Source organism: Variovorax beijingensis, from assembly GCF_003951285.1.
GTDB classification, from domain to species: domain Bacteria; phylum Pseudomonadota; class Gammaproteobacteria; order Burkholderiales; family Burkholderiaceae_C; genus Variovorax; species Variovorax beijingensis.
Map to the genome: position 1 here is coordinate 399798 of NZ_RXFQ01000004.1, position 15164 is coordinate 414961.

The following is a 15164-nucleotide window of genomic DNA, read 5'->3' on the forward strand; positions in this document are numbered from 1 at the left end:
GCGGGCGTTCTCATGGATACTGAATGTATACAGATCTCATGAGTCTTTCGCCTACAAAGCATCAAATCGAGGGTAAACACCAGGTTCGTTGTACACACCGATGTCCGTTCCTGAGGCGATACGATGTCCATCGTTTTTCAGCCACGACGGAGATCACCATGTCCCAGCACGCCGCCCTGCCCGCCCGCTACGACCACGTCGGCAGTTTCCTGCGCCCCAAATACCTGCTCGAAGCGCGCGCGCAGAACGCCAAGGGCGAGATCACGCCCGAGCAGCTGCGCAAGGTCGAAGACAAGGCCATCACCGAGATCGTCCGGTTCCAGGAAGACATCGGCCTGAAGAGCATCACCGACGGCGAATTCCGCCGCACCTACTTCCACATCGACTTCCTCGACCAGCTCGGCGGCGTGAAGACCGATATCCCGGTCACCATCCGCAAGCCCGACGGCACCGAGGAACTCGCACCGCCCGCAATGCGCGTGATCGACAAGGTGCGCCACATCAAGGACATCCAGCTCGCCGACTTCCAGTACCTGAAGAGCCAGGTCTCGGCCGGCCGTACGCCCAAGGTGACGATTCCCTCGCCGACCATGCTGCACTTCCGCGGCGGCCGCGCCGGCATCAGCAAGGAGGCGTACCCCGAGCTCGACCCGGTGTTCTACGACGACGTGGCCAAGGCCTACGGCGACGAACTGCGCTCGCTCGCGGCCGCCGGCTGCACCTATGTGCAGATGGACGACACCAACCTCGCCTACCTGTGCGACGAGCACATGCGCGAAGCCGCCCGCAAGCGCGGCGACGACCCCAACGAACTGCCGCACCGCTACGCCGCCTTCATCAACAAGGTGGTGGCGCAGAAGCCGCCGGGCATGCTGCTGGCCATGCACCTGTGCCGCGGCAACTTCAAGAGCACCCACGCTGCGGCCGGCAACTACGAGCCGGTGGCCGAGGCGCTCCTGAAGGAAATGGACCTCGACGCCTACTTCATGGAATACGACGACGCCCGCTCGGGCGACTTCAAGCCGCTGCGCTACCTGCCCAAGGGCAAGACGGTGGTGCTGGGCCTCGTGACCACCAAGTTCGGCGAGATGGAAGACAAGGACGAACTCAAGCGCCGCATCGAGGATGCCGCCAAGTACGCGCCGCTCGAGCAGCTCGCGCTGTCGCCGCAGTGCGGCTTCTCGAGCACGGTGCACGGCAACAACATCGCGGTGGAAGCGCAGCGCGCCAAGCTGCGCCTGGTGGTCGAGACCGCCCAAGAGGTCTGGGGCTCGACCTGAGGCGCCTTTCATGGTGAAGTCGGGGGCATGAAGACTCAGATCTATTCCGCCCCTCTCAGCATGTTCGGCGCCAAGGTGCAGATCGCCGCGCTCGAAAAAGGCGTCGATTTCGACCTGGTGATGGTGCCGTTCACCAAGGACGACACCTACGAGCCCAAGCACCCCGAGGTGCTGCGCGTCAATCCCGTGAAGCAGCAGGTGCCGATCCTGATCGACGGCGATGTCGAGCTGTTCGATTCGACGCAGATCTTCGAATACCTCGAAGACCGGTACCCAAGTCCTGCGCTGTGGCCCGAAGGCATCGCCGAGCGGGCCCGCGCGCGGCAGCTCGAGCAGAAGTCGGACGAAGTGTTCTTCCCCAACGTGATCCGGCTCTTCAGCCTGCAGCACGACATGCAGAGCGCGCCCGCCGTGGCGGCCTGCGCCGCCTGCGCGCGCTACTACGACGAAATGGAAGGCCTGCTGACCACGCGCGAGTACCTGGCGGGGTCCTACTCCTTCGCCGACATCGCCTTCTACATGGCCCATGTGTTCGCCGACCGCAAGGGCGCCGGCATGACCGATGCCACGCCGCGGCTCGTGGCCTGGCGCGGCCGCGTGGGCGAGCGGCCCGCGGTGCGCGCGGCGGTCGATCCGATGATGCGCTTCCTGGCCTCCGAGGGGCGCGGCGTGCCCGCCTTCCTGCAACGCTGAGCAGCACGAACCAACCCTCGGGCATCATTGCCACATGCCGAATTCCGCATTCGACTGGCTCCCCTCTCCGTCCCAGCATTTCCTCGTCGTCACCTTTGCGCTGCTGGTCTATGTGCTGACCACGCGCGCGCGCCGCGAGCAGCGCGCCCCCACCACGGCCATCGCCTGGGTCATGGGGCTGGTGCTGATGCCCTACGTCATCCTGCCGATGTACCTGCTGTTCGGCCAGCGCAAGCTGCGGCCCGCGGGCTCGCCGCGGCCGGCGCGCACGGCTGCGCGCGGGCACTGGGCCGCCGACCTCATCGAGAGCTTCGGCCTTGCGCCGCCCGGGCGCTGCGATATCCGGCTGCATGCCGATGGCGACGCCGCGCGCGAGGCGCTGTGGCAGGTGATCGACGGCGCGCGCGAGCGCATCGACGTGTGCACCTTCATCATCGGCGATGACGCGCTGGGCCATGCCGTGATCGAACGGCTGGCGCTGCGCGCGCGCGAAGGCATCAAGGTGCGCGTGCTGCTCGACGGCTTCGGCGCGCTCACCCTGCCGCGGCGCCACATGCGCCTGCTGCGCGCGGCGGGCGGGGAGGTTGCGGTGTTCCGCCCCTTCTTCAGCCTGCGCCGCATCGGGCCGCGCAACCTGCGCAACCACCGCAAATTCACCATTGCCGACGACGGCTGGCTGTGGTCGGGCGGACGCAATCTCGCAGGCGAATACTTCACCGGCAACGACGCGCACCCCGACGCCTGGCACGATTTGTCCTTCGACCTGCGCGGCAGCGTGGCCGCCGCGGCGGCGCGCCAGTTCGACCATGACTGGAGTTCGGTGCGCGGGCGCAAGGCGCGCGCGATCACGGCCGACGACGTGGCAGAAAGCGCGAGCAGCGCCATGGCGCAGTTCCTGCCGAGTGGCCCCGACCAGACCGAGGACACCGCCCATGCGCTGCTGATCGACGCCTGCTTTCGCGCCGAGCACCGCGTGCTCGCCGTCACGCCCTATTTCGTGCCCGGCGACGGACTGCGCGATGCGCTGCGGCTGGCCGCGCGGCGCGGCGTGCAGGTGACCATCGCCATGCCTGCGCGGTCGAACCACCGCCTGGCCGACTTCGTGCGCGCCCGCGCCATGCGTGACCTGGCCCGTGCCGGCGTGAGCTTTCGCATGCTGCCCTTCATGGCCCATGCCAAGGCCGTGGTGGTCGACGACGAGCTGGCCATGTGCGGCTCCATCAACCTCGACCTGCGCAGCCTGCTGCTCAACCACGAGGCGGCCGTGGTGTTCTACGGCCCGCGCGAGATCGACTGGCTGGCCGAATGGATCGACACCATCGCCTCCGCCGGCGAGCCCTACCGCGCGCGGCGGCCGGGCCTGGTGCGCGACGTGGCCGAGGGGCTGCTGCTCACCGTCGCTTTCCAGCTCTAGCGGCAGCGGGCGCCGGGGGCTTGGCCTCCTTCGCAATGGCATCGAGCCCGGCGAATACGTAGCGCATCAGGTCGTCCGCGAGGCCTTCGGCATCCCTCAGCGCCGGCAGCACTTCGTTGCGCAGGTTCTTGGGTGCCACCGTCATCACGATGCAGGGCAGCACCGCGAACAGCAGGCCACGCTGCACCGAGGGATGGTCCTCGGGCAGGCCCATGATGCCGCCGATCAGGCCGCGAATCAGCCGGGCCTTGGGCAGCACCGCCTGGCGGATCAGCGCGGGAAGCGCCGGAGAAGGCGACAGCGCCTCGCGCAGCACCACGCGGAACCCCCAGGGCGCCTTGGGCTGGCTGCCCATCTCGACCAGGTGCGTGAGGAAGGCACGCAGCTTGAGCCGCGGATCGCCAGCCTCGCTGGCCAGGCTGATCAGTTCGTCCATGCTCACGAGCTGGCGGTGCGCTTCGATCAGCACGACCTCGTAGAGCCCGTCCCGGCTGCCGAAGTGGTAGTTGACCGCCGCCATGTTGGTGCCGGCGCGCGTGCAGATTTCCTTGCTGGTGCTCTCGGCGAAGCCGCGCTCCGCAAACAGCTGGCCCGCGGTTTCGAGGATGTGCAGGCGGGTGGTGCTGCCGTCGGTGCGCTGGACGCGCGCAGCGGGAGAACGGGTGGTGGAAGAGCGTGTCGCCATGCGCCAAGGTTAATCGAATTGAAAAAATACTTCAAATTCAAATTTCAATTTGATAACATGCGATCGTCATCCGATCTGGAAACCGGCAGGAGCTCACGCATGAACAAGAAACCCCTCATTGCCGCTGCCGCCGTGGCGCTGGCCGCCGCGGCCGGCGGCTGGTGGTACTTCAGCCGCTCGGCCGCGCCGTCCGACCAGCTCGTGCTGTACGGCAACGTCGACGTGCGCCAGGTCTCGCTCGCCTTCAATGCCAACGAGCGCGTGGCCGAACTCGCGGTGCGCGAAGGCGACCATGTGCGGGCCGGGCAGGTGCTGGGCAGGCTCGACACCCGCTCGCTGGTGCTGCGCGTGGCGCAGGCGCAGGCGCGCATCGGCGTGCAGGAGCAGGCCCTGCTGCGCCTGAAGACCGGCAGCCGCCCCGAGGAACTGGCACAGGCCGGCGCCCAGGTGGCCGCGGCGCAGGCCGACGCCGATCTTGCGCAGCAGCAGCTCGCACGCCTGCAGGCCATCGGCCAGACCACCGCCGGACGCGCCGTGAGCCAGCAGGACCTCGACAGCGCGCAGGCCCGCCGCAAGGTGGCGCTTGCGCAGCTGGACAACGTGCGCAAGGCGCAGCAGCTGGCGGTGGCCGGCCCGCGCAAGGAAGACATCGCGCAGGCGCAGGCCCAGCTCGAATCCGCACGCACCGACCTCGCGCTCATGAACCACCAGCTGGCCGAAGCCGAGCTCAAGTCGCCCATCGACGCCGTGGTGCGCGCCCGCCTGCTCGAGCCCGGCGACATGGCTTCGCCGCAGCGCGCGGCCTTCACGCTGGCTATCACCGATCCCAAGTGGGTGCGCGCCTATGTGGCCGAGCCCGACCTCGGCCGCGTGCGGCCCGGCCAGCCGGCCAACGTGACCACCGACAGCCAGCCCGGCCAGCCGATCGCAGGCAAGGTGGGCTACATCTCGTCGGTGGCCGAGTTCACGCCCAAGACGGTGCAGACCGAGGAACTGCGCAGCAGCCTGGTCTACGAAATCCGCGTGATGGTCGACGACAAGGAAGACCGGCTGCGGCTCGGCATGCCGGCCACCGTGCGGCTGCAGCTGTCGTCGACCGGCAAGCCGTGATGACGGATCTCATCGACCGTCCGTGCGCATTCCTCCCTCCCCTTCCGGGGGAGGGCTGGGGTGGGGGCAAGCGGCGTGTCTATCGGGCGCTCTGCCCTGCCCCCATCCCAACCTTCCCCCGAAAGGGGAAGGAGCAAGACCGCATGTTCGGAGGGACGTTGAATGCTGCGCACTGAGCCGGCCGTCAGCGGACGCTCCCTGCACAAGCGCTTCGTGGCCAAGGGCTCGAAGCAGGTGGTGCGCGCACTCGACGACGTGTCGCTTGAAGTGCGCTCCGGCACGCTCACGGCGCTGGTCGGCCCTGATGGCGCCGGCAAGACCACGCTGCTGCGGCTCATGGCGGGCCTGATGCGCGCCGACGAAGGCGAACTGCGCGTGCTCGGCATCGACGTGTCGGCCGATCCGCAGGCGGTGCAGGACCGCATCAGCTACATGCCGCAGCGCTTCGGCCTCTACGACGACCTGAGCGTGCAGGAAAACCTCGACCTCTACGCCGACCTGCACGGCGTTTCCGCCGGCCAGCGCCGCGAACGCTATGCGCGGCTGATGGAAATGACCGACCTCGGCCGCTTCACCGACCGCCCCGCGGGCAAGCTCTCGGGCGGCATGAAGCAGAAGCTGGGCCTGGCCTGCACGCTGGTGCGCTCGCCCGACCTGCTGCTGCTCGACGAACCCACCGTCGGCGTCGATCCGCTCTCGCGGCGCGAGCTCTGGCAGATCGTGCAGCAGCTGGTCGGCGAGGAAGAGCTTTCGGTGATCGTGAGCACCGCGTACCTCGACGAGGCCGAGCGCTGCAGCCACGTGTTCGTGCTGCAGGAGGGCCGGCTGATCGCAGAGGGTACGCCGGACGAGATCCGCGGCCATGCCGAGGGCACCTGCTTCGTCGCGGCGCCGCCCGAGGGCGAGGCACCGCGCCTGATGCAGGCGCGCCTGCTCGATGCGCGGCAGCAGATCGTCGATGCCGTGCCGCAGGGCGGCGAGGTGCACTTCATCCGCCGCCCGGACGCGGACGACGCGGCGCTCGAAAAACTGCTGGCCGGCGCGCGCGCCGAGCCCGTGCCGCCGCGGCTCGAAGACGGCTTCATGACACTGCTGCGCACGCGGCAGGCCAGCGACACGAACATCGCCCCATCGGCGGCGAGCGAAGGCCTTGCGCCGGCCGAGGGCGAACCCGGGGAAGTGGTCATCGAGGTGAAGGACCTGGTGCGCCGTTTCGGCGACTTCGTGGCCGTGGCCAGCACCAGCTTCTCGGTGCGGCGCGGCGAGATCTTCGGCCTGCTCGGGCCCAACGGCGCGGGCAAGACCACCACCTTCCGCATGCTCTGCGGCCTCCTGCCCGCGAGCGGCGGGCAGCTGCGCGTGGCCGGCGTCGACCTGCGCCATGCGCGCGCGCAGGCCCGCCAGCGCATCGGCTATGTCTCGCAGAAGTTCGCGCTCTACGGCAACCTCACGGTGCGCGAGAACCTCTCGTTCTTCGGCGGCGCCTACGGGCTGCGCGGGCAGAAGCTGCAGGGGCGCATGGACACGGTGCTGCGGCAGTTCGACCTCGAGCGCGAACTCGACGCGCCCAGCGGGCAGCTGCCCGGCGGCTATCGGCAGCGCCTGGCCATGGCCACGGGCCTGCTGCACGAGCCCGAGATCCTGTTCCTCGACGAGCCCACCAGCGGCGCCGATCCGCTCGCGCGGCGCGAGTTCTGGCGCCGCATCACGGCACTGGCCGAAGGCGGCACCACCGTCGTCATCACGACCCACTTCATGGAAGAGGCCGAGTACTGCGACCGCATCGTGATCCAGGACGCCGGCAAGGTGCTGGCCATCGGCACGCCGCGCGAGGTGCGCATGCAGGCGCAGGGTGGCGCAGACGGCGAACGGCGCATCGACATGGAGCAGGCCTTCATCGGCATCGTCGAGAAAGCGCGGCGCGAAGAAAGGATGCAGCAATGAGCGGCTTCGGCACCCGGCTCGTCTCGCTCACGCGCAAGGAGTTTCGCCAGCTGCTGCGCGACCGCAGCAACCTGGCCATCGGCATCCTGCTGCCGATGGTGCTGATCCTGATCTTCGGCTACGGCATGTCGCTGGACGTGAAGAACGCGCCGGTGGCCGTGGTGCTCGAAGATTCTTCGCCCACCGCGCACGAGGCCATTGCCGGCCTGCAGCTCTCGCCCACCATCGCACCCGTGCTGCTGAGCTCGATGCACGATGCCGAGAAGCTGATGCGCGAGCGCAAGGTCGACGGCATCGTGCGCGTGCCCGCCGACTTCTCGCGCGCACTGGCCGCGGGCAATGCGCGCGTGCAGCTCATCGTGCATGGCGCCGACGCCGGGCGCGCAACCATCATCCAGGCCTACGTAAGCGGCGCGCTCGGGCAATCGGCCGTGCGCCAGGCCGACCGTGGCGGCGCGGCCGGTGCGGCCGCGCCTTCGGCGGGCCGCGTGACGGTGGAGCAGCGCATGTGGTTCAACGCCGCGAACACCAGCACCTGGTACCTGGTGCCGGGGCTCATCGTGCTCATCATGACGCTGATCGGCGCCTTTCTCACTGCGCTGGTGATGGCCCGCGAATGGGAGCGCGGCACGCTCGAGGCGCTGTTCGTCACGCCGGTGCGGCCGGTGGAAATCCTGCTGGCCAAGATCATTCCGTATTTCGCGGTCGGCATGCTGGGCCTTGCGCTGTGCCTGCTGGCCGCGCGCTTCCTGTTCGCGGTGCCGATGTACGGCTCGCTGTTCGCGGTGGTGCTCAGCTCGATGCTCTACCTGATCGTGGCGGTCAGCCTGGGGCTGGTGATTTCGTCGGTCACGCGCAACCAGTTTCTCGCGAGCCAGGTGGCGCTGATCGCCACCTTCATGCCTTCGATGATGCTGTCAGGCTTCTTGTTCGACCTGCGCAACGTGCCCACCGCCGTGCGTGTGATCGGCCACGTGCTGCCGGCCACCTATTTCATGGACCTGATCAAGACGCTGTTCCTCGCGGGCGACGTCTGGCCGCTGATCTGGCGCAACTGCGCGGTCCTCGTGGCTTATGCCGTGGGCCTGCTGCTGCTGGCCCGCATGGTCACGCGCAAGAGCCTGGACTGAAGGACGGCATTCCATGATCGACTTCCTGCTGCGCATTGCCAACCTTTGCAAGAAGGAGCTGCTGGCCATCTTCAAGGACCCGGCCAGCCGCGTGATCCTGTTCGTTCCCGCCATCATGCAGAGCCTCATCTTCGGCTACGCCGCCACCTACGATCTCTCGAACGTGCCCTATGCGCTGCTCGACCAGAGCCGCACGGGCGCGTCGACCGAGCTCATTGCGCACCTGGACAGCACCGGCGTCTTCCATCGCGTGGCCACGCTGCGCACGCAGGCCGACATCCGCGAGGTGATCGATACCGAAAAGGCGTTGCTCGTGATCCAGATCGCGCCCAACTTCGAGCAGCAGCTCGGCGCGGGCCAGCCCGCGGCCATCCAGCTGATCCTCGACGCGCGCAACTCCAACACCGCCGGCTCGGCGGCCGGCTACGTAGGCGCGGTGGTCGAGCGCTACAACGCCGAACTGCGCACGCGCGCCGGTGCGCCGCCGGTTCCGCTCACCATCGAATCGCGCGCCTGGTTCAACCCCAACCTCGAAACGCGATGGAACCTGCTGCCCGGCCTGGTCGCCGCGCTCAGCATGTTGCAGACGCTGCTGCTCACCGCGCTCTCGGTGGCGCGGGAGCGCGAGCAAGGCACCTTCGACCAGCTGCTGGTCACGCCGATGTCGCCGCTCGAGATCATGATCGGCAAGGCGCTGCCGCCGGTGCTGGTGGGCCTTGCGCAGTCGACGCTGATCCTGCTGGTCGCCCTGTTCTGGTTCGGCATTCCGATGGCGGGTTCGCTCATCACGCTCTACACCGGGCTGGTTTTCTTCACGGTGGCCAGCGTGGGCATCGGCCTCTCGATCTCGGCGGTGTCGGCCAGCATGCAGCAGGCCATGCTCTACACCTTCGTGCTGCTGATGCCGATGATGCTGCTCTCCGGTCTGACCACACCCGTGCGCAACATGCCGCACGTGCTGCAGCTGATCACCATGGCCAACCCGCTGCGCTTCGCGATCGACCTGGTGCAGCGCGTCTACCTGGAAGGCGTGGGCCTGGCCACGGTGTGGCACAACCTGATTCCGCTGTCGATCATCGCCATCGTCACGCTGCCGCTGGCGGCCTGGCTGTTTCGCCATCGTCTGGTCTGAACCCGGGAGCACCAAATGCCTGCATCACGCACCCTCATCGCGTATTCCGCGCTTGCGCTTCTTGTTGGCGGCTGCGCCGTGGGGCCCGACCACCGGCCCGCACAGGTGCAGGCACCCGCCGATTGGTCCGCATGGCACGGCGGCTCGGCGGTGCTGCTCGGCGCCGAGCGCAAGGCCGCACCGGCGGCCATCGCATCCGGCGACTGGAAGGCCTTCGGCGATCCGCTGCTCGACCGGTTGCAGGCGCTCGCCCTGGCCGCCAACCACGACCTGCAGACCGCCGCCCTGCGCTTCGCGCAAAGCCGCGTCCAGCGCACCGCGGCGGCGGCGCAGCAGGCGCCGCAGCTCAATGCCGGCGGCAGCGTCAACCGGCAGCGCCAGAGCGAGAGCGGCGCCGCCACGCGGATGATCGATGCGCTGGGCTCGTCGGTCGCCAACCGCGGCCAGCTGATCCGCACGCTGAGCGAGCCCTACAACCTCTACCAGGCCGGGTTCGACGCATCGTGGGAAATCGACCTCTGGGGCCGCGTGCGGCGCAGCATCGAGGCCGCCGATGCGGATGCCGGCGCATCGGCCGCGCTGCTGCGGCAGGCGCAGCTCAGCGTGCAGGCCGAGGTGGCGCGCAGCTACTTCGAACTGCGCGGCGCACAGCGCGAGCTGCGCGTGGCGCAAGCCGACATCGCGGCCGCGGCCGAATCGCTCGAGCTGGTGCAGGCGCGTGCCGACGGCGGCCTGGTCACCGACCTGGACCCGACGCGCCAGCGCACGCAGCTGGCCGAACTCAAGGCACGCATTCCGATGCTGCTGCAGCAGGAGGCACAGGCGATGAACCAGATCACGCTGCTGACCGGGGCGTCGCCCGGTACGCTGAACGCCGAGCTCGCACCACCTTCCGAGGGCGCGGGCAATCCGCTCGCAGCGCTGCAGGCACCGCCGCTGCCCGAGCTTGCGCTGGGCCTGCCGGGCGACGTGGTGCGCCGTCGTCCCGACATTGCCGCGGCCGAAGCCCAGCTGCATGCCGCCACCGCGCGCATCGGCGTGGCGGTGGCCGACCTCTATCCGCGCGTCACGCTCGGCGCGGGCTTCGGCTACGAGTCGGCCGGCAGCGAGCGCTTCGGCGAATGGGGCAGCCGGCAATGGCATGTCGGCCCTTCCATCAGCCTGCCGATCTTCGACAACGGCCGGCGCCGCAGCACGGTGAACCTGCGCGAGCTGCAGCAGCAGGAAGCCGCGGTGGCCTTCCAGCAGGCCGTGCTCAAGGCATGGCACGAGATCGATTCGGCGCTGAGCGCCTACGCCGCCGAGCGCCAGCGCCACGCCGAACTGGCCGAGCGCGCGCGCAGCAGCCGCGATGCGCTCACGCTCGCGCATGCGCGCTATGCGAACGGGCTCACGGATTTCGGCGTCGAACTCGATGCGCGCCGCGCCCTGCTGCAGGCGCGGCGCGACCAGGTGCAAAGCACGAGCCGCATGGCGGTGGGCATGGTGGCGGTCTACAAGGCGCTCGGCGGCGGCATTCCTGCGACGCCTGGCACACCCGGCTAGAAGGTGTTGGTGAAGCTCGCATTGCCGAGCCCCGTGCCGATCGTCAGCACGCCCCAGTGGGTCACGTCGCGCATGAAGGGCAGTTCGCTCAGCCCCTGCACCACCGCGTCGTTGTGCATCAGGATCAGCGTGGGGCCGGAGCCGATCATCGGCATGCGGCGCCACAGTGCGCTGGGCAGGTGGAATGCGCGGCTTTCCCAATCGCCGGGCAGGTTCTGCGTGCCGCGCTCGATCGAGCCGTCCTTGCGGATCAGTCCGGGGCAGGCAATGCCGATGAAGGGCGCCAGGCGGATGTGCTTGCGCTCGCAGTAGCGCACCATGTCCTCGAGCATGGCCGCGATGCGCTCGACCATGTCGGTGCGGTTCGGGTCGTCGTCCGCATGCCGCCATTTTTCGCGCCGCACCACCTTGGCAAGCGACAGGTCGCGCGCCTTGCGCCGCCGCGTCTTCACGATCCCGCAGCGCACGTTGGTGCCGCCGATGTCCACCGCCAGGATGGCGTCGTGCTTCTTCAGCATGGCCAGCGGCGCCAGGTGCACCCAGCCGATCAGACCACCGTCGTCGACTTCGTGCGACAGGCGCCCGAGCTGGACGTGAACGCCCAGTTCTTCGAGGATGGCGGCGGTCTGCAGGATGGCGCGCTCGCCCACGTCGCTTTCGGTGAAGCCGCCGCCCACCACGATGCGCTCCACCTTCTTCCATGAGGGCTGGCGCGTAAAGCGCTGGATCACGAAGGCCAGTTCTTCGGCGAATTCCTCGATGGCGCCATGCATCAGGTCGCCGGCCGCCGAGGTCTTCAGCAGCACGCGGTCGAGCTGCTTCTTGCTGATGTCGCGCGAGTGTTCCCGCCCCAGCGGATCGGTGCCGGCCTGGCGGCGGCGCTTGCGCCAGCGTTCGAGCAGCTCCCTGAAGGCCGCCTGGCTGACCTGATCGCCGACGAAACCCTCCTTGTCGCGCAACTGCAGGCTGTAGCCCTCGACCCTGAGGCCCGGCAGCTCGCGCAGGCCGTGAACGTCGGGCCCCGGCAGCAGTGGAGATTTTTTCTTCATGGCGGCCACTATGGGTGCGGTTGCTTGTACGAAGCATCGGTAGCCCGCACCAGGGTTTGTAGGAGATTGGCGGGTGCGCCGGCTGCTTCGATGTCTATACACTGGCCTGCGATGCAACTGCCCCACCACCGCATGCTGCGCGCCGCCCTGTTGTTGCTTGCCATGGCCTGGCTCGGTGCCGCTGCATCGGCGCAGCCCGGCGACGGCGCGCTGCGCGTCGGCTCCAAGCGCTTCACCGAGTCGTACATCCTGGCCGAGCTGCTGGCGCAGACCGCGGCGCCGCACACCGCATCGCCGCCGGTGGTGCGCCAGGGGCTGGGCAACACGGCCATCGTGTACGAGGCGCTGCGTTCGGGTGCCATCGATCTCTATGCCGAATACACCGGCACCATCGCGCTCGAAATTCTCAAGGGCTCGCCGGCCGATACGCGCGAGGCCATGAATGCGGCGCTGGCGCCGATGGGCCTGGGCGTGGCGATTCCGCTGGGCTTCAACGACGGTTATGCGCTGGCCGTGCGGGCCGCCGACGCCGAGCGGCTCGGCCTGCGCACGCTGAGCGACCTTGCAAAGCACCCCGAGCTCAAGCTCGGGCTGTCGAACGAATTCCTCGGCCGCGCCGACGGCTGGAAGGGCCTGGCAGCGCGCTACGGCTTCACGCAGGTGCCCATCGGCCTCGACCATGGCCTGGCCTACGAAGCCGTGGCCGCGAAGCAGATCGACGCGATCGACATCTACACCACCGACGCCAAGATCGAGCACCTCGGCCTGCGCGTGCTGGAAGACGACAAGAAATACTTTCCGCGCTACGACGCCGTGGTGCTCTACAGGCTCGACCTGCCGGCGCGGCTGCCCAAGGCCTGGGCCGCGCTGCGCGCACTCGAAGGCCGCATCGACGAGCACGCGATGATCGCGATGAATGCGCGCGCCGAACTCCAGAGCGTGCCCTTCGATGCCATTGCGCGCGACTTCCTGGCCGGCACCGGCAAGGGCGCAAAGACCCAGGAGACCCGGCGCGGCTTCAGCGCCAAGCTGTTCGGCCCCGATCTCTGGCAGCTCGCGCGGCAGCACCTCGTGCTGGTGGCGGTATCGGTCGGCGTGGCGATCCTGATCGGCGTGCCGCTCGCGATCCTGGTGTTTCCGCATGTGCGGCTGCGTGCGCTGGTGCTCGGCTTCGCGAGCCTGCTGCAGACCGTACCGTCGCTCGCGCTGCTGGCCGTGCTGATCTCGATGCTCGGCGCGATCGGCGCGCTGCCCGCCCTGATCGCGCTCACGCTCTACTCGCTGCTGCCGATCATGCGCAACACCGTGACGGGCCTGGCCGAAGTGCCGAACGGCCTGCGCCTGGCCGGCACCGCCCTGGGCATGACGCCGCCGCAGAGCCTGCGGCTGGTGCTGCTGCCGCTGGCGCTGCCCACGCTGCTGGCGGGCGTGCGAACGGCCACCGCGATCGCCATTGGCACCGCGACCATTGCGGCCTTCATCGGCGCAGGCGGATTCGGCGAGCGCATCGTCACGGGGCTGGCGCTCAACGACCGCGAACTGCTCCTGGCCGGCGCGCTGCCAGCCGCGGCGCTGGCGCTGCTGAGCGAGGGGATCTTCGAGCTGATCGAACTCGCGATGCGCCGTCGCCGACGCAAGGGCTGAGACTCACCCAAGGGGCCTCAGGCCAGCGTGTACGCCGTCTTCACCGTGGTGAAGAACTCCTGCGCATACTTGCCCTGCTCGCGCGGGCCATAGCTGGAGCCCTTGCGTCCGCCGAACGGCACGTGGTAGTCCACCCCCGCCGTGGGCAGGTTCACCATCACCATGCCGGCCTGGCTGTGGCGCTTGAAGTGCGTGGCGTACTTCAGGCTCGTGGTCGCAATGCCGGCCGACAGGCCAAACTCCGTGTCGTTGGCCGTGGCCAGCGCCTCTTCGTAGTTCTTCACCCGGATCACGCTCGCCACCGGGCCGAAGATCTCTTCCTTGTTGATGCGCATCGCCGCCGCCGATTCGCTGAACAGCGCCGGCGACATGTAGTAGCCGTCGGTCTCCAGCTTCAGCAGTTCGCCGCCGGCCGCCAGCGTGGCACCCTCGCCCTTGCCGATGGCGATGTATTCCATGTCCTGGTCCAGCTGCGACTTCGACGAGACCGGGCCCACGTCGGTGCCCTGCGCCAGTGCATCGCCGACCTTGATCTTGGCCATGCGCGCCTTCATCGCCTCGATGAACTTCGGGTAGATGCCTTCGGTCACGATCAGGCGGCTCGAAGCGGTGCAGCGCTGGCCGGTGGAGTAGAAGGCGCTTTGCACGCTGAGTTCCACGGCCTGGGCCAGGTCGGCGTCGTCCAGCACCACCTGCGGGTTCTTGCCGCCCATCTCGAGCTGCACCTTCTTGTGGTTGGTGACGCACTGGATGGCGATGTTGCGGCCCACGCCGACCGAGCCGGTGAAGCTGATGGCATGGATGCCGGGGTGGCTGACCAGCGCCTCGCCGATCACGCTGCCGCGGCCCATCACGAGGTTGAACACGCCCGCCGGGATGCCCGAGCGGCTGATGATCTCGGACAGCGCCCAGGCGCAGCCGGGCACGAGGTCGGCGGGCTTCAGAACCACGCAGTTGCCGAAGGCCAGGGCCGGCGCGATCTTCCAGGCCGGAATGGCGATGGGGAAGTTCCAGGGCGTGATCAGGCCGACCACGCCGACCGGCTCGCGCGTGATCTCCACGCCGATGTTGGGGCGCACCGAGGGCAGCAGCTCGCCCGAAAGGCGCAGGCATTCGCCGGCGAAGAACTTGAAGATCTGGCCGGCGCGGGTGGCTTCGCCGATGCCTTCGGCCTTCGTCTTGCCTTCTTCACGGGCGAGCAGGGTGCCGAGTTCTTCGCGGCGCGCGAGGATCTCGGTGCCGATCTTGTCCAGGGCGTCGGAGCGCGCCTGGATGCTGCCGGTGGCCCAGGCCGGGAAGGCGGCGGTGGCGGCGGCCACGGCGGCCTCGACATCGGCAGCCGTGCCCTGCGCGTAGTGGCCCAGCACGTCGGACAGGTTGCTGGGGTTGAGGTTCGGGCTGTAGCTTGCGCCGGCACGCCATTCGCCGCCGATCAGGTTGTCGAAGTTTTGCATGAGGATTCCTTGCTGCTCGATGGAAAGAAAGAAGCCGGAGCACTGGGTGTCCGGCTGCGGAAATGGAAACGGGAGACTAAACCT

The 15164-nt window shown here is 68.6% G+C and carries 12 protein-coding genes; 9 read left to right on the plus strand and 3 right to left on the minus strand.

Annotated features, from left to right (window positions below):
- The first annotated feature begins 158 nt into the window (after nucleotides 1-158).
- From EJO66_RS09365 to EJO66_RS09375, 3 genes are read left to right on the plus strand one after another with little or no spacing between them, the layout of a single operon-like run.
- Entirely contained in the window at nucleotides 159-1280 is a 1122-nt protein-coding gene (locus EJO66_RS09365) for a 5-methyltetrahydropteroyltriglutamate--homocysteine S-methyltransferase (protein ID WP_124961447.1), read from the plus strand.
- Nucleotides 1281-1307: 27 nt separating this feature from the next.
- Nucleotides 1308-1973: a glutathione S-transferase family protein gene (locus tag EJO66_RS09370; RefSeq protein WP_125965124.1), complete on the plus strand. Its 666-nt coding sequence runs from the start codon at nucleotides 1308-1310 to the stop codon at nucleotides 1971-1973.
- Nucleotides 1974-2007: 34 nt separating this feature from the next.
- The gene (locus tag EJO66_RS09375) at nucleotides 2008-3387 is read left to right on the plus strand and encodes a phospholipase D-like domain-containing protein (RefSeq protein ID WP_125965125.1); all 1380 of its coding nucleotides are present in this window, start codon (nucleotides 2008-2010) and stop codon (nucleotides 3385-3387) included.
- Here the strand turns inward: EJO66_RS09375 and EJO66_RS09380 are convergent.
- Complete coding sequence (locus EJO66_RS09380) at nucleotides 3365-4072, minus strand: TetR/AcrR family transcriptional regulator (protein WP_125965126.1); 708 nt, start codon at nucleotides 4070-4072, stop codon at nucleotides 3365-3367. The two genes, EJO66_RS09375 and EJO66_RS09380, sit on opposite strands and share 23 nt — an antisense overlap.
- A 99-nt stretch (nucleotides 4073-4171) precedes the next feature.
- Between EJO66_RS09380 and EJO66_RS09385 the strand changes: the two genes are divergently transcribed.
- From EJO66_RS09385 to EJO66_RS09410, 5 genes are all read left to right on the plus strand, one after another.
- Nucleotides 4172-5182 (plus strand): HlyD family secretion protein, encoded by a 1011-nt coding sequence (locus tag EJO66_RS09385; RefSeq protein WP_125965127.1) that lies wholly within the window; start codon nucleotides 4172-4174, stop codon nucleotides 5180-5182.
- A gap of 162 nt (nucleotides 5183-5344) precedes the next feature.
- Complete coding sequence (locus EJO66_RS09395; RefSeq protein WP_125965128.1) at nucleotides 5345-7126, plus strand: ATP-binding cassette domain-containing protein; 1782 nt, start codon at nucleotides 5345-5347, stop codon at nucleotides 7124-7126.
- Nucleotides 7123-8256 (plus strand): ABC transporter permease, encoded by a 1134-nt coding sequence (locus tag EJO66_RS09400; RefSeq protein WP_125965129.1) that lies wholly within the window; start codon nucleotides 7123-7125, stop codon nucleotides 8254-8256. The genes EJO66_RS09395 and EJO66_RS09400 overlap by 4 nt, the downstream gene beginning before the upstream one ends.
- Before the next feature lie 13 nt (nucleotides 8257-8269).
- Complete coding sequence (locus EJO66_RS09405; RefSeq protein ID WP_125965130.1) at nucleotides 8270-9388, plus strand: ABC transporter permease; 1119 nt, start codon at nucleotides 8270-8272, stop codon at nucleotides 9386-9388.
- 15 nt (nucleotides 9389-9403) lie between these two features.
- Nucleotides 9404-10933 carry an efflux transporter outer membrane subunit gene (locus EJO66_RS09410; RefSeq protein ID WP_125965131.1) on the plus strand — a complete coding sequence of 510 codons (1530 nt, stop codon included), beginning with the start codon at nucleotides 9404-9406 and terminating at the stop codon, nucleotides 10931-10933.
- Here EJO66_RS09410 and EJO66_RS09415 read toward each other — a convergent pair.
- A complete protein-coding gene (locus tag EJO66_RS09415) occupies nucleotides 10930-11982 on the minus strand; it encodes an ROK family protein (RefSeq protein WP_125965132.1) in 1053 nt (350 codons plus the stop codon). The genes EJO66_RS09410 and EJO66_RS09415 overlap by 4 nt on opposite strands.
- A gap of 132 nt (nucleotides 11983-12114) precedes the next feature.
- Here EJO66_RS09415 and EJO66_RS09420 point away from each other — a divergent pair, with 132 nt between their 5' ends.
- A complete protein-coding gene (locus EJO66_RS09420; RefSeq protein ID WP_125965150.1) occupies nucleotides 12115-13626 on the plus strand; it encodes an ABC transporter permease/substrate-binding protein in 1512 nt (503 codons plus the stop codon).
- 17 nt (nucleotides 13627-13643) lie between these two features.
- Here the strand turns inward: EJO66_RS09420 and EJO66_RS09425 are convergent, their stop codons facing one another.
- On the minus strand, nucleotides 13644-15080 hold the full coding sequence (locus EJO66_RS09425) for an aldehyde dehydrogenase family protein (RefSeq protein ID WP_125965133.1): 1437 nt from the start codon (nucleotides 15078-15080) through the stop codon (nucleotides 13644-13646).
- Nucleotides 15081-15164 lie beyond the last annotated feature (84 nt).